The sequence below is a fragment of the Rhodobacter sp. genome (assembly GCA_020637515.1).
Taxonomy (GTDB): domain Bacteria; phylum Pseudomonadota; class Alphaproteobacteria; order Rhodobacterales; family Rhodobacteraceae; genus Pararhodobacter.
In genome coordinates this window covers 2,184,147-2,203,711 of sequence record JACKKG010000001.1, presented here as the reverse complement: position 1 = coordinate 2,203,711, position 19,565 = coordinate 2,184,147, and the positions used below count along the sequence as shown (strand labels likewise).

Sequence of the window (19,565 nt, the reverse complement as noted above, 5' to 3'; positions counted from 1 at the left end):
GTTCCCTATGCGTCCGCGACCGGCGCTTCAAGCGCCACGCGCAGCCCTGCGACAAGAAGGACGGAAAAGGTCGCCACCACCAGCGCGCCGGTGAGGGTGGCCTCGATGCCGGGCCCGATGAATCCCAGGACCAACCCGTAAAGCAGCGCGGGGATGCTGGCGACCAGCAGGGCCCAGAATAGCGCCAGGCGGACGGCGAACCCTTCGACCCCGGAGCGGGCGATCCGCAGCACCAGGGTCAGCAGGCCGCCCAGCCCGTAGAACGCCAGCGGCGCGACGAACAGCCAGGCGAACAGCGCGCCCGACATCAGGGCGTCCAGCGGCACCGCGTCGGACAGATGCGCCTCACGCGCGAGGCGCGGCCATTGCGCGACAAAGATCAGCGCGCAGGCGGCCATCAGATAGACCAGGATGCGTGCTTCGCGCCGGTCACCCAGAAGGCCCCGGACAACCGCGCGCGGGGCGCGAAAGCTGCGCAGGATATCGCTGGAAACCGCCATTTCGCCCCCTTGGCGCCGTCAGTGGCTGTGCCGCTCCAGCCAACCGCGCAGCCGCAGCTGCATGTCCTCGACCAATTCGCCGCGCTCGATCTCGTCCAGAGCCTCGGCCAGGAAGGCCAGCACCAGCAAGAGCTTGGCCTCGTCCTCGGGGATGCCACGGGCGCGCAGATAGAACAGGTGATCCGCGTCGATCTCGCCCGAGGTCGAGCCGTGCGAGCACTTCACGTCGTCGGCATAGATCTCGAGCTCGGGTTTGGCAAGGAACTGGCTGCGCTCGTCCAGCAGCAGCGCCTGGCTGATCTGGTAGCCGTCGGTCAGTTGCGCCGTGCGCTCGACCAGGATCTTGCCCTGGAACACGCCGATCGCGTGCTTGCGCAGCACCTTCTTGAAGACCTGCCGGCTTTCACAGCCCGGCGCGCGGTGCGCGATGAACACCGTGTCGTCATGGTGGAAGGCACCCTCGCCCAGCGCGGCGCCGGCGACATGGGCCACACCGCCCTTGCCGTCAAGCCACAGCATCGCCTCGTTGCGCACCAGCGCACCGTTCATCGACAAGGTGAAGCTTTTCAACCGCGACGCGCTGCCCAGACGCGCGAACAGATGGGTGACGGAAACCCGCTCGTGGTCGCGCCCCATCGTGCGGATGTGGTGCAGCACCGCGCCGTCGGCCAGGTCGGCCTCGATCACGATCGAGGACCGCGCCGCCACCGGGCCGTTTTCCAAAAGCGTGAGTTCGGCGCCCTCTTCCAGCCGCAGCAGATGATGCAGCGTGGCCTGGGCCCGGGGATCGGTCCGCCGGTAGATGACCGAGACCGGGCGACTGACGACGCCGGTCACGCGGATCAGCACGCCATCCGTCGCGGTGGCGCTGTTCAACGCCGCCAGCGGGCGCGCGACGGGGACCTGCGCGCGTGCCTCGAGCGTGCCGTAGAGGTCCCGCGCCCAGGGCGCGCCATCGCTGTCGGCCAGGCGGGCGATCTCGATCCCCTCGCCCGCGAACGGATCCGAGGCCGCCGCATCGAACACGCCATCTGTGAAGACCAGTTTCAGCCGGTCCACGCCCTCGTACATCGCCGGTTCGTCGGTGATGCGGAACACGTCGGCCGGGCTGTCCTCGGCGGCGGTCAACCGGGCGGGATCGGTATAGCGCCAGTATTCGTCACGCTTTTCCGGCAGGCCCAGCGCGGCCAGACGCGCGAACGCGGCGGCGCGCAGGGGCGCGGCCCAGGCGGGGGCGGCCGGCGGCGTCATCGTGTCGATGCGCGCCTGCGTTGCGGCGCGCCGCGCCGCCAGACGCTGCGCGCGGGGACTTTGCGCGTTCATGCGCCCACCTCGGCCAGGATGTCGGCGTAGCCGTTCTGCTCGACCTCGAGCGCCAGTTCCGGGCCGCCGGTCTTGACGATGCGCCCGGCCGCCATGATGTGCACGACATCGGGTTTGATATGGTCCAGAAGCCGCTGATAATGCGTGATGACCAGGAACGCCCGATCGGCGTCGCGCAGCGCGTTCACGCCCTCGGACACCAGCTTCATCGCGTCCACATCCAGGCCCGAGTCCGTCTCGTCGAGGATGCACATGCGCGGTTGCAGCATCGCCATCTGCAAGATTTCGTTGCGCTTCTTTTCGCCGCCCGAGAAGCCCACGTTGACCGGCCGTTTCAGCATCTCGGCGTCGATCTTGAGATCCTTGGCCTTGCCACGCACCAGCTTCAGGAAATCGCCGGCGCTGACCTCGGGCTCGCCGCGGGCCTTGCGCTGGGCGTTCAGCGCGGTGCGCAGAAAGGTCATGTTGCCGACGCCCGGAATTTCGACCGGATACTGGAACGCCAGGAACAGGCCGGCGGCGGCGCGGTCCTCGGGCTCCATCGCCAGAAGATCCTCGCCGTCCAGCGTGGCGCTGCCGTCGGTGACGGTATAGCCGTCGCGGCCCGACAGCACATAGCTGAGCGTCGATTTGCCCGATCCGTTGGGCCCCATGATCGCGTGCACCGATCCGGCCTCGACGCTGAGCGTCAGACCCTTGAGGATCTGCTTGTCCTCGTCTTCCAGCTTGACGTGCAGGTTGTTGATTTCCAGCATCATGTCCTCTTTCACTTCCGGTCCCGCGGGGTCAGCAGGATGTTCGTCGTCTTCGCCTCGCGGCTCAGGATTTCGGGGTCATAGCGGTGATCGGCGGCCCATTGGGCAAAGCCGCCGGCATTGTCTTCGTGCACCTCGAGGAAGAGCGTCGGACGGGCGCGGGCGATCAGCGCCTCGAGCCCACGCAGCACGGGCAGTTCCATGCCCTCGACGTCGATCTTGACCAGCGCGGGGTCGAGGTCGGGAAACGCGTGGTCGCCCTTGCGCACCACCAGATCGCCCTGCCCCGCGGCCATCTTCGTCGCGCCCAGGTTGCGGTCGTGCTTCTTCATGCCCCAGCCGGTGCTGTCGGCCTCGCCCAGGCCAAAGCCCAGATGATCGAGGTCGATCAACCCCTGCATCCGGTTCGCCAGCACATTCGCCACCAGGGGCTCCAGCGCCAGCGGGTTGGGTTCGACCACCACCACCCGCTGGGCGCCGGTGAACATCGCCAGAAACAGCGCGTGGTTGCCCACATTCGCGCCGACATCCAGCACCGTCGCGCCGGGCGGCACCAGCGCCGCCACCCGCGCCAGATCGGCCGCCTCGTAAAAGCGGCCCTGGCGATGGGCGTTCTGGATCGGGTCGTCGGCCATGTTCAGACAGAAGGCCACCGGCCGGCGCCGGATGGTGGCGTGCACCACCTCCATCGGCGCCAGCCTGAGCGGCGCGCCGCCCTTCCAGGCCGCCAGGCGCTCGGTCATCGGCTCGGGCCGGATGACGGGCACGCCGCGTTCTGTCAGCATCTGGATCATCGGTTCAACGGCGCATCACGAATTTCGCGGACAAATGGCTGAGGACCACCGCCGCCACCGCGACGAACACCGCCATGCCCCGCCCGCCCTGCTGCCAGATCGGATAGGTCAGGGTCATCATCAGCATGACCCCGATCGCCACCAGCAGCACGTAGCGCGGGCGCGGCTCGCTCGCGGTGAGCAGCCATTTCCAGTTCATCGCGGCCTCCTCAGCTCAGCGTCACGGCGGTGCCCGAGGCCGAGACCATCAGCATCGAGTTTCCCACCACCTCGTAATCCAGATCGACGCCCACGACGGCGGTTGCGCCCAGTCGGGCGGCCTGGTCCTGCATCTCGCGCAGGGCGGTCTCGCGGGCATCCTGAAGCTTGCTTTCATACGCGCCCGAACGTCCGCCGACGATGTCGGTGACCGAGGCGAAGAAATCGCGCACGACATTCGCGCCCATGATCGCCTCGCCCGTGACGATGCCGTGGTAGGTGCGGATCGGGCGGCCTTCGATGGTGGGGGTGGTGGTGACGATCATGACGCTTTCCTCATCTTCAGCCAGGCGTTCACCGCGGCATAGGCGACCGAGGCAAGGGCGGCCACGATCAGCCGCGCGCCCCAGTCCACGGGCGCGCGGTAAACCAGCGCGTCCAGGGCCACACCGACGACCAGAAACACCGCGAAAAACACCCACAGCGTCCGGATCTCGGCCTTGAGAAAGGCGCCGTAGCTCACCCCACGCTCCCTTCCAGCGAGATCGCGACCAGGGCCTGGGCCTCCATCGCGAACTCCATCGGCAGGGCTTGCAGGACTTCCTTGGCGAAGCCGTTGACGATCAGGGCGATCGCCTCTTCCTCGCCCATGCCGCGCTGGCGGCAGTAGAACAGCTGATCGTCGTCCACCTTGGAGGTCGTCGCCTCGTGCTCGACCCGCGACGAGGCGTTGCGCACCTCGATATAGGGCACGGTATGCGCGCCGCAGCGATCCCCGATCAGCAGGCTGTCGCATTGCGTGTAGTTGCGCGAATGCGTGGCGCGCGGGTGCATCGACACCTGCCCGCGATAGGTGTTCTGCGCCCGCCCGGCGCTGATCCCCTTGGACACGATGCGCGAGCGCGTGTTCTTGCCCAGGTGGATCATCTTGGTGCCGGTGTCGGCCTGCTGAAAGTTGTTGGTGATGGCGATCGAGTAGAACTCGCCCTGCGAGGCCTCGCCGCGCAGCACGCAGGACGGGTATTTCCACGTCACCGCGCTGCCCGTTTCGACCTGGGTCCACATCACCTTGGCGCGGTCCTCGCGGCAATCGGCGCGTTTGGTGACGAAGTTGTAGATCCCGCCGCGGCCTTCCTCGTCGCCGGGATACCAGTTCTGCACGGTCGAATACTTGACCTCGGCATCCTCGAGCACGACGATCTCGACCACAGCCGCGTGCAACTGGTTGGTGTCGCGCTTGGGCGCGGTGCAACCCTCGAGGTAGCTGACATAGCTGCCCCTGTCGGCGATGATGAGCGTGCGCTCGAACTGGCCCGTGTTCTCGGCGTTGATGCGGAAATAGGTGGACAGCTCCATCGGGCATTTCACGCCCTTGGGGACATAGACGAACGAGCCGTCGGAAAACACCGCCGAATTCAGCGTCGCAAAGAAGTTGTCGGTCACCGGCACGACCGAGCCGAGATACTGCCTCACCAGGTCGGGGTATTCGCGGATCGCTTCCGAGATCGGCATGAAGATGACGCCGGCCTTTTTCAGCTCTTCCTTGAAGGTGGTGCCGACGCTGACGGAATCGAACACCGCATCGACCGCGACCTTGCGCTGGGGCACGGCGTCCTCGGCCCCCTCGACCCCGGCGAGGATCAGTTGTTCCTTCAGCGGAATGCCCAGCTTTTCATAGGTGGCCAGCAGCTTGGGGTCCACGTCGTCCAGCGATTTCGGCTTTTCGGCCATGCTCTTGGGCTTGGCATAGTAATACTGGTCCTGGTAGTCGATCGCGGGGATGTCCAGCATCGCCCATTCGGGCTGTTCCATCTGCTGCCAGCGCCGGAAGGCATCGAGCCGCCAGTCGGTCATCCACTGGGGTTCGCCGTTCTTCTGCGAGATCAGGCGCACGATGTCCTCGTTCAGGCCCTTGGGCGCGAACTCCATCTCGATCTCGGTTTCCCAGCCATATTTGTATTTGCCGGCCATCGACTGGACGGTTTCCACCGTCTCGCGGTCCACGCCGTCGCGAACCTCGGTCGAATTGTCCATAGCCGTCATCGGTCTCTTCCCGTTCACCCTTGCGAAGGCGCCCTCAACCAAGGGCCGCACCCGCCTGTTTCATCCGTTCGCCCGCACGCTTCCACGCCCGCGCATAAGCCGCGACAAAGCGCAGCGCGTCTTCTCGCCCGACCCCGGGCCCGATCGACAGCCTGAGCGCGCAGCCGGCCTCGGACTCGGTCCGGCCCATGGCGCGCACGACCTTGCTGATCGAGACCTTGCCCGACGAGCACGCAGACCCCGCCGAAACGGCGAAACCCTGCAAATCCATGGCCATGACCTGCGTTTCGCCCTTCCAGCCCGGTGCGATCAGATGCACCGTGTTGGGCAGGCGCGGCAGGCCCCTGGCGGTCAAGATAATCCCCGGGCAGGCGTCTTCCAGAGCCTGCTCAAGGGTATTTCGCACCTCGGCCACCTGGTCCCAGACACCGCGGGCCAGGTCGCGCGCCGCGGCCTCGGCGGCGGCACCGAAACCGGCGATGCCGATCACGTTCTCGGTGCCCGCGCGGCGGCCCATCTCCTGCCCGCCGCCCCGAATCCCCGCGGTCACGTCCAGCCCGCGCTTCAGCGCCAGCGCGCCGATGCCCTTGGGTCCGCCCAGCTTGTGCGCGGACACAAGCCCCATGTCGCAGCCCAACCAGTTGAATGCCATGGGGATCTTGCCAAAGGCCTGGGTCAGGTCGCTGACCGCCAAGCCCTCGGGCAGGTCCTGCACAATGCCGGTTTCCGAATTCGCCAATTGCAGGGTCGCGCGCGGGGGGTCGGTCACGCGGACCTGCCCGTCGGCATCCACCGGCAGATCGGCCCGGCACCAGGCCGCCACCGCGTCGTGTTCGATGCCCGCCGCGGACAGATCGCGCCCCGCCAACGCCAGCGCCGCCGCCTCGGTCGCGCCCGAGGTGAACACGAGGTCCGCCCCCTCGGCACCCAGTGCCTGCGACACTTGCGCACGGGCCGCTTCGATCAGACCGCGCACCGCGCGCCCCTCGGCGTGGATGGAACTGGCGTTGCCCACCAGATCCATCGCCGCGATCATCGCCGCGCGCGCCTCGGGGCGCAGCGGCGTCGCCGCGTTCCAGTCCAGATAGAGCCGCCCGTTCATGCCGTGACCCGAAACAGGCTGGGCACCGCCGGGCAGGGTTTCAACCCGTTGCCGGCGACATCGGCCAGCGTGGTCTGGTGAAGAAAGACATAGACCTGCGCCGACAGGCTTTCCCACAGCCGGTTGGTCATGGATTGCGCCTGGCTGCCCGACACCCCGCCCGAGGCCCCCGCGCCCAGTTCCAGCGCATTGACCGTCTCTTCGACCGCTTCCAGAACCTCGGCCACGCGGATGTCGGCCGGCTCGCGCGCCAGCCGGTAGCCGCCACCCGGGCCGCGCACCGATTCGACCAGTCCGGCGCGGCGCAGCTTGACGAACAACTGTTCCAGATAGGCCTGGCTGACGTCCTGGCGCCGCGCGATTTCGGCCAGCGAGACATGGCGCAGCCCGGTGCCGCGCTGCAAGATGGCCAGATCGACCATCGCCACCATCGCATAGCGTCCCTTGGTCGACAGCTTCATGCCTGAACCCCTGCCCCTGCCGCGCCGTCAGGCAAGGGCAAAAGGCGCAAAAACATTGACGTAAGACCCGGCCTTGCTTAACTGCTACCCTGCCGAACCCGACTCCGCCCGCGCGAGCCGGGACAGAGTTTAGAACCGTTCTAGGTATGCTGACTTCTTTTGTCAACAAAGGAAGCGCGCGCCGGAACCCCGTATGAGCGAGCACAAGGTCCGCGGATGCCCGAAGTCATTTTTGCCGGTCCCGATGGCCGCCTCGAAGGCCGTTACCACCCCCAGCCCAACCGCGACGCCCCCATCGCCATCGTCCTGCACCCCCATCCGCAGTTCGGCGGGACGATGAACAACAAGGTCGTCTACAACCTGCACTATGCCTTTCATTCGCTGGGCTTCTCGGTTCTGCGGTTCAACTTCCGCGGGGTCGGGCGGTCGCAGGGCGAATACGATCAGGGCATTGGCGAGCTCAGCGATGCGGCTGCCGCGCTGGACTATTTGCAAAGCATGAACCAGAACACCCGGCACTGTTGGGTCGCGGGGTTCAGCTTTGGCGCCTGGATCGGGATGCAGCTTTTGATGCGCAGGCCGGACATCACCGGCTTCGTCTCGGTCGCGCCGCCCGCGAATCTCTATGATTTCAGCTTCCTGGCGCCCTGCCCGGCCTCGGGGCTGATCATCAACGGGTCGGCCGACCGGGTCGCGCCCCCCAAGGATGTCGCCAATCTGGTCGCCAAGCTGCACGAACAGAAGGGCATCACCATCACGCATTCGGAAATCGAAGGCGCGGACCACTTCTTCCGCGACGACGAGGCGCATATGCAACCGATGCTGGATACGGTGAAAACCTACGTCAAGCGCCGCCTGTCCGAGGTGACGCGCTGACCGCGCAGCCGCCCCGAATGTGAACAATCCGGCCGGCGGCTGCAAATTTACCCTGCTTTTGTCCACAAACCAGTCCATCCCCGCCCCGATTTGGCCCGTTTCCCCGGCAAATTGGCAGCATGGGCACTCACCATGCGGGTGCCGGTCAACAGGACCGCATGGCGGCACAGGAAGCAGGAGCAGGACATGAGAACCACCCGTTCGATGACGTTCGACAAGGGCACCAGCAGCCTCAGCGGCTGGCTGCCGACAGCGATCAGCAAGGACATGTTGCCGATGAACGCCAACGATTTGCGTGAAGCGATCCTCAAGCATCTGGAATTCTCGATGGGCAAGGACCTGGCGCACGCCAGTGTCTACGACATGCGCATGGCGCTGACGCTGGCGATCCGCGACAAGGTTGTGGAACCCTGGTTCCGCGCCACCCGCGCCACCTATGCCGCGCAGGCCAAGCGCGTCTATTACCTGTCGATGGAATTCCTGATCGGCCGTCTGCTGGAAGACGCGATCATGAACATCGGCCTGACCGAAGCCGCGCGCGAAGCCGTGCAAGGGCTGGGCCATGATTTCCGCACCCTTCTGGACGACGAGCCGGACGCGGCGCTGGGCAATGGCGGCCTGGGACGGTTGGCGGCGTGTTTCCTGGATTCCATGTCCACCCTGGGCTGCCCGGCCTATGGCTACGGCATCCGCTACGAACACGGTCTCTTCCGCCAGAGCTTTGGCCCGGATGGTCGCCAGGTCGAAACCGCCGAGGACTGGCTGCGCCAATCGCACGGCTGGGAATTCGAACGCCCCGAGGCCGCCTTCCGCATCGGCTTTGGCGGGGCGGTGGCGGAAAACGGCCGCGCCGCCGTCTGGACGCCCGAGGACGCCGTCATCGCCAAGGCCTATGACACGCCGGTCATCGGCTGGCAGGGCAAATGGGCCAACACGCTGCGCCTGTGGGGGGCGGAACCGCTGTCCGCCTTTGACCTGGCGGCCTTCAACAAGGGCGATTTCCAGGGTGCCGCCGCGCCCGAGGCCCTGGCCCGCACGATCAGCCGCGTGCTCTATCCCGACGACACCACCGCTCCGGGCAAGGAACTGCGCCTGAAGCAGGAATTCTTCTTCACCGCCGCCTCGCTCAGGGACATCCTGCGCCGGTTCTCGGCCGAGCACAGCGAACTCTCGGCCCTGCCGTCGCGCGTCGCGATCCAGATGAACGACACGCACCCCGCCATCGCCGGGCCGGAACTGGTGCGCCTGTTGCACGATGAACGCGGCATGGCGTTCGAACAGGCCGTGGATACCGCGCGCGCCTGTCTTGGCTACACCAACCACACGCTGCTGCCCGAGGCACTGGAACGCTGGTCCGAAAGCCTGATGGCGCAGGTCCTGCCGCGTCACATGCAGATCATCGAACGCATCGACGACCTGCATGCCCGCCAGTTCCCGGCGCGCAAGTCGCGCATCCTCGAGGGTGGCGAGGTCAAGATGGGCGAGTTGAGCTTCATCATGGCGAACCGCGTCAACGGCGTTTCGGCGCTGCACACCGAGCTGGTGAAATCGACCGTCTTTGCCGATTTGAACGCGCTGCATCCCGGGCGCATCGTCAACGAAACCAACGGCGTCACCCCGCGCCGCTGGCTCAAGGGCGCGAACCCGGGCCTGTCGGCCCTGATCACCGAAACCATCGGCGCGGGCTGGGAGGCCAATCTCGACCGTCTGCGCGCGCTGGAACCCGCGATCGAGACCCGCGCCTTCCGCGACGCCTTTGGCGCCGTCAAGGCCGAGAACAAGGCCCACCTGGCCGAATGGATCGGTCGCGAAATGGGGATCTCGGTCGATCCGCGCGCCATGTTCGACGTGCAGGTCAAACGCTTCCACGAATACAAGCGCCAGCACCTGAACATCCTGGAAACCATCGCGTTGTGGCAAGCGATCCGCGCCAATCCGAATGCCGGCTGGGCGCCGCGCGTCAAGATCTTCGGCGGCAAGGCGGCGCCGGGCTATGTCATGGCGAAAGAGATCATCCACCTGATCAACAACGTCGCCCGGGTCATCAACGCCGACAAGGTGACGCGCGATCTGTTGAGCGTGGTCTACCCGCCCAACTACAACGTCACCATGGCCGAGCGCCTGATCCCGGCCGCTGACCTCAGCGAGCAGATCTCGACCGCCGGCAAGGAGGCCTCAGGCACCGGCAACATGAAGTTCAGCCTGAACGGCGCGCTGACCATCGGCACGCTGGACGGGGCGAACGTCGAAATCCGCGAACTGGTGGGGCCCGAGAATTTCTTCCTCTTCGGCATGACCGCCGACGAGGTGGTCGAGCGCCGCAAGGACCCGCGCCACGCGGCCCACGCGATCGACGCCAGCCCGCGCCTGCAACAGGCCATCGCGGCGATCGACGCGGGCCAGTTCTCTCACGGGGACCCGCAGACCTACCGCGCCCTGACCGACAATCTGCGCGACCACGATTACTTCACCGTCTGCGCCGATTTCGACGCCTACTGGGCCGCGCAGCGGCAGGTGGACGCGGCCTGGTTCGACGCCGACCGCTGGACCCACATGGCCGCGCTGAACACCGCACGGTCGGGCTGGTTCAGCAGCGACCGCACGATCCAGGGCTACATGCGCGATGTCTGGGCAATCCGACCGATGATCTGACGCGCTCGCGCAAAAGGTTAACAAATCCCGTTGTAAATCGCCCGGGCCTGCGCCACAAATTGCGCATGACCCGGGCGAACACATCTACATCCTGTGACATCTCTTCGGCTGACGTGGCGGCGATCCTGTCCGGGCACGTCGCTGATCCTTTTGCGGTTTTTGGCCCCAGGCACCGCGGGCGAACCGGCGCGTTGGTGGTTTTCGATCCCCACGCCACCGCGATGGTGGCGCTGACCGCGTCGAAACCGATTGCCCTGGAACCGCGCGGCGACGGGGTTTTCGTGGGCGACCTCGGCCGGCGGCGACGCTACCGGCTCAGTGCGACCGACGGCACCCGCCGGTGGGAGTTCGAGGACCCCTACCGCTTTGGTCCGGTGCTGGGCGCCCTGGACCTGCACCTGATCGCCGAGGGCACGCATCGCCGCCTGTGGCAGGCCCTGGGCGCCCATCCGATGGTGCACGAGGGCACCGACGGCGTGCATTTCGCCGTCTGGGCGCCGAACGCGCGGCGGGTGTCGGTGGTCGGGCCGTTCAACGCCTGGGACGGGCGGCGTGCGCCGATGCGGCGATGCGGCGCCGGCGTGTGGGAGATCTTCCTGCCCGGGCTGCGCGCCGGCGAGGCCTACAAGTTCGAGATCCTGCCCCAGGATGGCCCCGCCCTGCTCAAGGCCGATCCGCTGGCACGGATGGCCGAACTGCCGCCCGCGACGGCCTCGATCGTCGCGCCACCCCCGGCCCACGACTGGCAAGACGACGAATGGATGCGCCAGCGGCTGGGCCGCAACGCACGCGAGGCGCCGATTTCCATCTACGAGGTTCATCTGGGAAGCTGGCGCCACCGCGACGGGCGCGCGCTCGGCTACCGCGAGGCGGCCGAGGACCTGGTCGCCTATGCCGCCGACATGGGCTTCACCCATATCGAGCTGATGCCGCTGGCCGAATACCCGTTCGGCGGCTCGTGGGGGTATCAGCCGACGGGCCTCTATGCACCGACCAGCCGCCACGGCGACCCCGATGCCCTGCGCGCGCTGATCGACGCCGCGCACCGGCGCAAGATCGGCGTGCTCATGGACTGGGTGCCCGCGCATTTCCCCAACGATCCGCACGGCCTGGCCCAGTTCGACGGCACGCATCTCTACGAGCATTCCGACCCGCGCGAGGGGTTCCACCCCGACTGGAATACGCTGATCTACAACTTTGGCCGGACCGAGGTGCGCAACTTCCTGACCGCCAACGCGACCTACTGGCTGAACGCGTTCCACCTGGACGGGCTGCGGGTGGATGCGGTGGCCTCGATGCTGTATCGCGACTATTCGCGCGGGCCCGGCGCCTGGGTGCCCAACAAGGACGGCGGGCGCGAGAACTACGAGGCGATCGACTTTCTCAAGACGATGAACACGCTCGCCTATGGCGAGGGGCCGCCCGGCCTGATGACCGTGGCCGAGGAAAGCACCGCCTGGCCCGGCGTCACCACGCCGGTGCACGCGGGCGGGCTGGGCTTTGGCTACAAGTGGAACATGGGGTGGATGAACGACACCCTGCGCTACATCGAACACGACCCGATCCACCGCCGCCACCACCACGATCTGATGACCTTTGGCCTGGTCTACGGGTTCAGCGAAAATTACGTCCTGCCGATCAGCCATGACGAGGTGGTGCACGGCAAGGGGTCGATGTTGCAGAAAATGCCGGGTGATCCGGCAACGAAACTGGCCAATCTGCGCGCCTATTACGGCTTCATGTGGGGGCACCCGGGCAAGAAGCTGCTGTTCATGGGGTGTGAATTCGCCCAGGGGCAGGAATGGAACCACGACCAGCCGCTGGACTGGGGCGCGCTCGAGGTGCCGGGTCACGCCGGGCTGCAACGCCTGGTGCGCGACCTGAACACGCTGTATCGCGCCCATCCCGCGCTGCATGTCCGCGATGCCGAGCCGGCGGGTTTCGCCTGGATCGACCGCGAGGCGCGGGCGGAATCGGTGTTCTCGTGGCTGCGGCTGGGCGAGGACGGCCACCCGCCTGTCGCGGTGGTGGCGAACTTTACGCCGGTGGAACGGCGCTGGACGCTGGGCCTGCCCCGCCCCGGCCGCTGGACCGAATCCCTGAACACCGACGCCGCGCTCTATGGCGGGGGCAACCGCGGCAACCTGGGCGCGGTCGTCGCCGACGGCCCGGCCCATGCCGGCCAGCCGCACAGCGCCGACGTGGTGCTGCCGCCCCTTTCCACCCTGTTCCTGACCCCCGAGGTTCCCCGATGACCCCGTCGAGCAATCGCTTGTCCAGCCGGACCATGGCCTTCATTCTGGCCGGCGGTCGCGGCAGCCGTCTGAAGGAGCTGACCGACCACCGCGCCAAACCGGCGGTCTATTTCGGCGGCAAGACGCGGATCATCGATTTCGCCCTGTCGAACGCGCTGAACTCGGGCATCCGGAAGATGGCCGTGGCCACGCAATACAAGGCCCATTCGCTGATCCGCCACTGCCAGCGCGGCTGGAACTTCTTTCGCGCGGAACGCAATGAATACCTGGACATCCTGCCGGCCTCGCAGCGGGTGGACGAAACCAACTGGTACATGGGCACCGCCGACGCGGTCTATCAGAACATCGACATCGTTGACAGCTATGACATTGATTACGTTGTCATTCTGGCAGGCGATCACATCTACAAGATGGACTACGAGGTGATGATCCGCGAGCATGTCGAGAACGGCGCCGACGTCACCGTGGGCTGCCTGACCGTGCCGCGCGCGGACGCCCATGCCTTTGGCGTGATGACGGTGGACCATTCGGGCCGGATCACCGATTTCGTCGAAAAGCCCAAGAACCCGCCGGGCCTGCCGGACGATCCGCGCCATGCGCTGGCGTCGATGGGGATCTATGTCTTCCGCTGGAAGTTCCTGCGCCAGTTGCTGATGGACGACGCCCACGACAAGACCTCGAGCCGGGATTTCGGCGGCGACATCATTCCGACCGTGGTTCGAAACGGCAAGGCGATGGCCCACCGCTTCGAGGACAGTTGCGTGCGCCACCGCAGCGACGCGATCGCCTATTGGCGCGACGTCGGCACCGTCGATGCCTTCTGGAAGGCGAACCTCGACCTGACCGATTTCGACCCCGAGCTGGACCTGTGGGATCGCAACTGGCCGATCTGGACCTATTCCGAAAGCGTCCCGCCGGCCAAGTTCATCCATAACGAGGAAAGCCGCCGAGGCACGGCGCTGTCGTCGCTGGTCTCGGGCGGGTGCATCATCTCGGGGACCGAGGTGCGCAACTCGCTGCTGTTCACGGGCGTGCATTCGAATTCCTGGTCGTCGCTGGATCAGGCGGTGGTGCTGCCCTATGCGACGATCCAGCGCCACGCGCGCCTGACCCGGGTGGTGATCGACCGCGGCGTCGAGATCCCCGAGGGGCTGGTCGTGGGCGAAGATCCCGACGAGGACCGCAAATGGTTCCGCGTCACCGACTCGGGCGTCACGCTGATCACCCAGGCCATGCTGGACCGCCGCGAGGGCCTGGCATGAGCGCCGCCGCGCGCCCGGTTCTGGCGGTCGCGTCGGAATGCGCGCCGCTGGTCAAGACCGGGGGCCTGGCGGATGTCGTGGGCGCCCTGCCCGCGGCGCTGGCCTCGCGGGGCTGGGCGATCCGCACCCTGTTGCCGGGGTATCGCGGCGTGATGAAGGCGCTGAAACGGCCCAGGGTGGCGGCGGAGCTGCCCGACCTTCTGGGCACGCCGGTGCGGCTGCTGGCGGCGACGGCGGGGGGGCTGGACCTGCTGATCCTGGATGCGCCGGCACTCTATGACCGCGACGGCTCGCCCTATCTGGACGCGCAAGGCAACGACTGGCCCGACAACGACCTGCGCTTTGCGGTGCTGAACCTGGCGGCGGCGCTGATCGCGGCCGACGGCATCAAGGGCTGGCGCCCCGAGGTGGTGCATCTGCACGACTGGCAGGCCGGGCTGACCCCTCTCTACATGGCCAGCGCGGGCGCGGCGCAACCGTGCGTGATGACGATCCACAACATTGCCTTTCACGGCCTGACCGGCGCCGAGCGGCTGAAAGCCCTGGGTCTGCCGGCCGAGGGGTTCACGCTGGACGGGTTCGAATACTACGGCCATATCTCGGCGCTGAAGGCCGGGCTGACGGGCGCGCAGGCGATCACCACGGTCAGCCCGACCTATGCCCAGGAGCTGGCGACCGAGGATTTCGGCATGGGTCTGGACGGCGTGATCCGGGCGCGGGCGCATGACCTGACGGGGATCCTCAACGGCATCGATACCGACGCCTGGGACCCGACGCGGGACCCCGTCATTCGCCGCTTTTCCGCGCCGGGCGGCAAGGCGGCGAACAAGCGCGCGCTCAGGGCCGAATTCGGCCTGGCACCGGCCGAGGGGCCGCTGTGCGTGGTCGTGTCGCGGTTGTCGGATCAAAAGGGGCTGGACCTGCTGCTGACGGCCCTGCCCGCGCTGACCGAACGCGGCGGGCAACTGGCGCTGCTGGGATCGGGCGACCGCCGCCTCGAGAACGCCTGGCTGAACGTCGCGGCCGCCAATCCCGGGCATGTCGGCGTGCGGATCGGCTATGACGAGGGGTTGAGCCACCGCATGTTCGCCGGCGCCGACGCGGTGTTGGTGCCCTCGCGCTTCGAACCATGCGGGCTGACGCAGATGTATGGGCTGCGATACGGCGCGGTGCCGGTGGTGGCGCGCACCGGCGGGTTGGCGGACACCGTGATCCACGCCAACGCCGCCGCGCTTGCCGTCGGCTGCGCCACCGGCATCACCCACCGGCCGAACGACCCTCGGGCGTTGGCGCAGGCGTTGAGCCAACTCGCCGCGCTCTGGTCCGACCGGCGCGCCTATCGGCGGATGCAGCGCAACGCGATGAAACACCCGGTCGGCTGGGAGGCCAGCGCACCCCGCTACGCCGCCCTCTACGACCGGCTAGCACGGGAACGGATGGAGACCCGATGACCCTGACCATCGAACGCGGGCGCCACGACAGGATCGGCGCCACCTTCGACGGCGACGGCGTGAATTTCGCGCTGTTCTCGGAACATGCAACCGCGGTCGAGCTGTGCCTCTTCAGCCCCGACGGGATGCGCGAGACCCACCGCCTGCGCCTGCCCGAGCGCACCGGCTGGGTCTGGCATGGCCGGGTGCCCGGCCTGTGTCCCGGGCAGCAATACGGCTACCGCGTGCACGGCCCCTATGCCCCCGAGGACGGCCACCGCTTCAACCCCAACAAATTGCTGATCGACCCCTATGCAAAGCGCATCACCGGGCATCCGCGCTGGTCGGACGCCCTGTTCGGCTACAACCCGGGCTCAAAGACGCTGGACCTGACGTTTTCCACCCGCGATTCGGCGCGCTTCATGCCCAAATGCGTGGTCGAGGACCCCAGCTTTTACTGGGGCAACGACCGCCCGCCCGTGGTTCCCGCCAATGAGAGCGTGATCTACGAGGCGCATGTGAAGGGGCTGACCCATCTGGCCAACGTGCCGAACGCGGGCAAGTTTCTGGGGCTGGCCTCGGACCGGATGCTGGACCATCTGACGACGCTGGGCATCACCGCGGTCGAACTGCTGCCGGTGCAGAGCTTTCTCAACGACCGCTGGCTGATCGAGAAGAAGCTGACGAACTACTGGGGCTATCAGACGCTCAACTTCTTCGCCCCCGAACCGCGCTATCTGACCAACGGCCAGATCAACGAATTCCAGCACATGGTCGCGCGCCTGCATTCGGCCGGGATCGAGGTGATCCTGGATGTCGTCTACAACCACACCTGCGAGGGCTCGGAACTGGGCCCGACGCTGAGCTTTCGCGGCATCGACAACCGCAGCTACTACCGGCTGGCCCCCTATCCGCGCCACTACATCAACGACACGGGCTGCGGCAACACGCTGAACCTGGACCACCCGATGGTGCTGCGCATGGTGATGGACAGCTTGCGCTACTGGGTCGAAGTGATGCGCGTGGACGGGTTCCGCTTCGACCTGGCCTCGACGCTGGCGCGCGACGAGGGCGGGTTCCAGCCCAACGCCGCCTTTTTCGCCGCGATCCGGCAAGACCCCGTCCTGAACCGCGTCAAGCTGATCGCCGAGCCCTGGGACATCGGCCCGGGCGGCTATCAGCTGGGTGCCTTTCCGCACCCGTTCCACGAATGGAACGACAAGTTCCGCGACGGCGTGCGCCGGTTCTGGCGGCGCGACCATCGCCCGGCGCCAGAGCTGGCCGCGCGGATCACCGGATCGGCGATCCAGTTCGACCACTCGGGCCGGTCGGCCACAGCCAGCATCAATTTCATCTCGGCGCATGACGGGTTCAACCTGATGGACCTGGTCAGCTATTCGCAGAAGAACAACCTGGCCAACGGCGAGAACAACCGCGACGGCCATTCCGAGAACTACTCGGACAACATGGGCCACGAGGGGCCCACCGACGAGCCGCAGGTGATTCAGGCCCGCGCGCTGAGACGGCGCAACCTGATGGCAACGCTGCTGATGAGCCAGGGCACGCCGATGATCCTGGCCGGCGACGAGATCGGCCATTCCCAGCAGGGCAACAACAACGCCTATTGCCAGGACAGCCCGATCTCCTGGCTGGACTGGTCGGACGTGGATCACGCGATGCTGGCCTTCACTCGCCGGCTGATCGCCTTCCGCAAGAACCACCCGATCCTGCGCCAGAAGCTGTTCCTGCATTCCAAGGCGCGCACTTCGGACGGCAAGTCCGATGTGCTGTGGTGGCACCCGGACGGCCGCCGCATGACCCCGGCCGACTGGGAGGACCCGGCGCTGAGCTTTGTCTGCGTCGAATTGCGCACCGCCTCGGGGACGCCCGCCTATGCCGATCTCGAGGACGCGGTGTTCCTGATCTTCAACGCGGGCGGGGCGCTGGACGTGACCCTGACCCCCACCCCCGACGGCAAGATCTGGTCGCGCCGGATCAACACCTATGCCCCCGACGCCCCCCCCGAACGCATCGCCTATGGCAAGCTGTCGGTGCCGGCGCATTCGGTCTCGGCCCTGGTTCTGGAAGACAGTTGATGAGCGACTTCGACGACACTTGCCGCCGCGCGGGTCTGACCTGGGTCTACCGCGACGGCGCGGGCCGGATGCAGGAGGCGCCCGTGGAAAGCCGCCGCGCAGTCCTGGCGGCGCTCAGCGCGCTGCCCGACGGGCTGCGGCAGGCGACAAGCCTGGCCATCGCCGCCGGCCAGCCCAAGGACTGGGGCCCCGGCCCCTGGGTGCTGACCACCGAGGACGGCGCGGAACTCCGGGGCGAGGGGACGCTGCCGCCCTTGCCCGTGGGCTACCACCGCATACGCCACAACGGCTGGCTTGTGCACCTGCTGGCCGCGCCGCCGCGCCTGCCCGCCCCGTCCCGCCGCTGGGGCCTGACCGTGCCGCTGTTCGCGCTGTGGCAGGGCGAACGCGCCGGCATGGGCCGTTATCCCCAACTGGGCACCCTGGCCGAAGGGTTGGCCCGCCACGGCGCCGCCTTCGTGGGGATCAACCCCATTCACGCGGGCTTTCCCACCGATGCCAACAGTTTCAGCCCCTATGCGCCGTCGCACCGCCGGCGGCTGAACACGCTGCATATCGACACCGGCACGCCGCTGCCGGAAACCGGCGAATTGATCGACTATCCGCGCACGATCCGCGCCCAGCGGGCCGCGCTCGAGGATGCGTTTGCCGCCTTTACCGGCAGCGCCGCCTTCGAGGCCTGGCGCGGCGACGGCGGCGCGGCGCTGGAGGAATTCGTCACCCACCAGGCCTTGAGCGAGGTTCAGGGCGGCTATTGGGGCGCCTGGCCCCTGCCCTATCAGGACCCCAAAAGCCCCGAGGTTCAACGCTTTGCGCGCGAACGCGCGCAACGGTTGCGGTTCCACGCCTGGGCCCAGTGGATGGCCGAAACGCAACTGTTCGACAGCCAGACCCGGGCGAAGACGGCGGGAATGCCCTTTGGGCTGTATCTCGACATCGCGGTCGGCACCCATCCCCACGGGGCCGAAACCTGGGCCGAGCGCGACCTCTTTGCGCAGGGCGTGAGCCTGGGCGCGCCGCCCGATCTGCTGGGCCCCTCGGGGCAGCGCTGGGGCTTGGCGCCGATGCGCCCCGACGTGCTGCGCGCCACCGGCTATGCCGCCTTTGCCCAGACCCTCAGGGCGCAGTTGCGGTTCTGCGGGCTGCTCAGAATCGACCACATCCTGGGGCTCGAACGCAGTTTCTGGCTGCCCGACGGGTTGCCCGGGCTCTACGTCACCATGCCGCGCGACGAATTGCTGGCGGTGCTGCGGATCGAGGCCACGCGCGCGGGCGCCGCGATCATCGGCGAGGACCTGGGCACCATCCCCGACGGGCTGCGCGACGCGCTCGATGCTTCGGGCGTGATGGGCTGCCGGGTGGCCATGTTCGAACGCGACTGGCAGGGGACCGGCGCCTTTCTGACGCCCGACGCCTATACGCCGACGGCCCTGGCCAGTTGGGGCACCCACGACCTGCCGACCTGGCTGGGCTGGCGTCAGGGGCGCGATCTCGATTGGCGCGCCGAACTGGGCGAACTCGCCGATCCGGCCGCTGCCAGAACCGCCCGCCAGGCCGAGGTCGCCGCCTTTGACGCGGTGGCGGGCGGCGGAGACCTGACCGGCCTGCACCGCTTTCTGTCGCGCGCCGCCAGCACGCTGGTCGCCGTCCAGGGCGAGGATCTGGCCGGCGCGATCGAGCAATGCAACCTGCCCGGCACCCTGCATGAGCACCCGAACTGGCGTCGGCGCCTGCCTTTGCCGCTGTCGGGCCTCATTTCCGCCCCAACGCTGGAGCACACGGGCCGCATCATGCAAGACGCCGGAAGAAACGGATAGA

At 67.4% G+C, this 19,565-nt stretch carries 17 protein-coding genes; 7 read left to right on the top strand and 10 right to left on the bottom strand.

Annotated features, from left to right (window positions below; translation table 11 throughout):
- Positions 1–5: 5 nt before the first annotated feature.
- The 10 genes from H6900_10840 to H6900_10795 are packed head-to-tail and all read right to left on the bottom strand — an operon-like array spanning position 6 to position 7,176.
- Positions 6–500, bottom strand: a complete 495-nt coding sequence (locus H6900_10840) for a hypothetical protein (GenBank protein MCC0073770.1) — start codon at positions 498–500, stop codon at positions 6–8.
- Between the two features lie 18 nt (positions 501–518).
- Complete coding sequence (locus H6900_10835) at positions 519–1,823, bottom strand: SufD family Fe-S cluster assembly protein (GenBank protein ID MCC0073769.1); 1,305 nt, start codon at positions 1,821–1,823, stop codon at positions 519–521.
- Positions 1,820–2,578: a Fe-S cluster assembly ATPase SufC gene (sufC, locus tag H6900_10830; protein MCC0073768.1), complete on the bottom strand. Its 759-nt coding sequence runs from the start codon at positions 2,576–2,578 to the stop codon at positions 1,820–1,822. The genes H6900_10835 and sufC overlap by 4 nt, the downstream gene beginning before the upstream one ends.
- Before the next feature lie 11 nt (positions 2,579–2,589).
- Positions 2,590–3,372 carry an FkbM family methyltransferase gene (locus H6900_10825; GenBank protein MCC0073767.1) on the bottom strand — a complete coding sequence of 261 codons (783 nt, stop codon included), beginning with the start codon at positions 3,370–3,372 and terminating at the stop codon, positions 2,590–2,592.
- A gap of 4 nt (positions 3,373–3,376) precedes the next feature.
- Positions 3,377–3,571, bottom strand: a complete 195-nt coding sequence (locus H6900_10820; protein ID MCC0073766.1) for a hypothetical protein — start codon at positions 3,569–3,571, stop codon at positions 3,377–3,379.
- A gap of 10 nt (positions 3,572–3,581) precedes the next feature.
- On the bottom strand, positions 3,582–3,896 hold the full coding sequence (locus H6900_10815; protein MCC0073765.1) for a heavy metal-binding domain-containing protein: 315 nt from the start codon (positions 3,894–3,896) through the stop codon (positions 3,582–3,584).
- Positions 3,893–4,093, bottom strand: coding sequence for a hypothetical protein (locus tag H6900_10810; GenBank protein MCC0073764.1), 201 nt, complete (start codon positions 4,091–4,093; stop codon positions 3,893–3,895). The genes H6900_10815 and H6900_10810 overlap by 4 nt, the downstream gene beginning before the upstream one ends.
- Positions 4,090–5,613: a Fe-S cluster assembly protein SufB gene (gene sufB / locus H6900_10805; protein ID MCC0073763.1), complete on the bottom strand. Its 1,524-nt coding sequence runs from the start codon at positions 5,611–5,613 to the stop codon at positions 4,090–4,092. The genes H6900_10810 and sufB overlap by 4 nt, the downstream gene beginning before the upstream one ends.
- Before the next feature lie 34 nt (positions 5,614–5,647).
- Complete coding sequence (locus H6900_10800) at positions 5,648–6,715, bottom strand: aminotransferase class V-fold PLP-dependent enzyme (protein MCC0073762.1); 1,068 nt, start codon at positions 6,713–6,715, stop codon at positions 5,648–5,650.
- A complete protein-coding gene (locus H6900_10795) occupies positions 6,712–7,176 on the bottom strand; it encodes an Rrf2 family transcriptional regulator (GenBank protein MCC0073761.1) in 465 nt (154 codons plus the stop codon). The genes H6900_10800 and H6900_10795 overlap by 4 nt, the downstream gene beginning before the upstream one ends.
- Positions 7,177–7,392: 216 nt before the next feature.
- Here H6900_10795 and H6900_10790 point away from each other — a divergent pair, with 216 nt between their 5' ends.
- The 7 genes from H6900_10790 (at position 7,393) to malQ (ending at position 19,564) form a co-directional block, all read left to right on the top strand.
- Positions 7,393–8,052, top strand: a complete 660-nt coding sequence (locus H6900_10790; protein MCC0073760.1) for an alpha/beta hydrolase — start codon at positions 7,393–7,395, stop codon at positions 8,050–8,052.
- 267 nt (positions 8,053–8,319) lie between these two features.
- Positions 8,320–10,704 (top strand): glycogen/starch/alpha-glucan phosphorylase, encoded by a 2,385-nt coding sequence (locus H6900_10785; protein MCC0073759.1) that lies wholly within the window; start codon positions 8,320–8,322, stop codon positions 10,702–10,704.
- A 65-nt stretch (positions 10,705–10,769) separates the two neighbouring features.
- Complete coding sequence (gene glgB, locus H6900_10780; protein MCC0073758.1) at positions 10,770–12,959, top strand: 1,4-alpha-glucan branching protein GlgB; 2,190 nt, start codon at positions 10,770–10,772, stop codon at positions 12,957–12,959.
- The gene (glgC, locus tag H6900_10775) at positions 12,956–14,221 is read left to right on the top strand and encodes a glucose-1-phosphate adenylyltransferase (protein ID MCC0073757.1); all 1,266 of its coding nucleotides are present in this window, start codon (positions 12,956–12,958) and stop codon (positions 14,219–14,221) included. The genes glgB and glgC overlap by 4 nt, the downstream gene beginning before the upstream one ends.
- The gene (gene glgA, locus H6900_10770) at positions 14,218–15,672 is read left to right on the top strand and encodes a glycogen synthase GlgA (protein ID MCC0073756.1); all 1,455 of its coding nucleotides are present in this window, start codon (positions 14,218–14,220) and stop codon (positions 15,670–15,672) included. Before glgC ends, glgA begins: the two co-directional genes overlap by 4 nt.
- Positions 15,669–17,747, top strand: a complete 2,079-nt coding sequence (gene glgX, locus H6900_10765; protein MCC0073755.1) for a glycogen debranching protein GlgX — start codon at positions 15,669–15,671, stop codon at positions 17,745–17,747. The genes glgA and glgX overlap by 4 nt, the downstream gene beginning before the upstream one ends.
- Complete coding sequence (gene malQ, locus H6900_10760) at positions 17,747–19,564, top strand: 4-alpha-glucanotransferase (GenBank protein ID MCC0073754.1); 1,818 nt, start codon at positions 17,747–17,749, stop codon at positions 19,562–19,564. The genes glgX and malQ overlap by 1 nt, the downstream gene beginning before the upstream one ends.
- The last annotated feature ends 1 nt before the right edge of the window (position 19,565 follow it).

Excerpts from the sequence above, each read along its gene's own strand:
- H6900_10840 (MCC0073770.1), bottom strand. The coding sequence starts at position 500 with ATGGCGGTTTCCAGCGATATCCTGCGCAGCTTTCGCGCCCCGCGCGCG.
- H6900_10835 (MCC0073769.1), bottom strand. The coding sequence starts at position 1,823 with ATGAACGCGCAAAGTCCCCGCGCGCAGCGTCTGGCGGCGCGGCGCGCC.
- sufC (MCC0073768.1), bottom strand. The coding sequence starts at position 2,578 with ATGCTGGAAATCAACAACCTGCACGTCAAGCTGGAAGACGAGGACAAG.
- H6900_10825 (MCC0073767.1), bottom strand. The coding sequence starts at position 3,372 with ATGATCCAGATGCTGACAGAACGCGGCGTGCCCGTCATCCGGCCCGAG.
- H6900_10820 (MCC0073766.1), bottom strand. The coding sequence starts at position 3,571 with ATGAACTGGAAATGGCTGCTCACCGCGAGCGAGCCGCGCCCGCGCTAC.
- H6900_10815 (MCC0073765.1), bottom strand. The coding sequence starts at position 3,896 with ATGATCGTCACCACCACCCCCACCATCGAAGGCCGCCCGATCCGCACC.
- sufB (MCC0073763.1), bottom strand. The coding sequence starts at position 5,613 with ATGACGGCTATGGACAATTCGACCGAGGTTCGCGACGGCGTGGACCGC.
- H6900_10800 (MCC0073762.1), bottom strand. The coding sequence starts at position 6,715 with ATGAACGGGCGGCTCTATCTGGACTGGAACGCGGCGACGCCGCTGCGC.
- H6900_10795 (MCC0073761.1), bottom strand. The coding sequence starts at position 7,176 with ATGAAGCTGTCGACCAAGGGACGCTATGCGATGGTGGCGATGGTCGAT.
- H6900_10790 (MCC0073760.1), top strand. The coding sequence starts at position 7,393 with ATGCCCGAAGTCATTTTTGCCGGTCCCGATGGCCGCCTCGAAGGCCGT.
- H6900_10785 (MCC0073759.1), top strand. The coding sequence starts at position 8,320 with ATGTTGCCGATGAACGCCAACGATTTGCGTGAAGCGATCCTCAAGCAT.
- glgB (MCC0073758.1), top strand. The coding sequence starts at position 10,770 with ATGACCCGGGCGAACACATCTACATCCTGTGACATCTCTTCGGCTGAC.
- glgC (MCC0073757.1), top strand. The coding sequence starts at position 12,956 with ATGACCCCGTCGAGCAATCGCTTGTCCAGCCGGACCATGGCCTTCATT.
- glgA (MCC0073756.1), top strand. The coding sequence starts at position 14,218 with ATGAGCGCCGCCGCGCGCCCGGTTCTGGCGGTCGCGTCGGAATGCGCG.
- glgX (MCC0073755.1), top strand. The coding sequence starts at position 15,669 with ATGACCCTGACCATCGAACGCGGGCGCCACGACAGGATCGGCGCCACC.
- malQ (MCC0073754.1), top strand. The coding sequence starts at position 17,747 with ATGAGCGACTTCGACGACACTTGCCGCCGCGCGGGTCTGACCTGGGTC.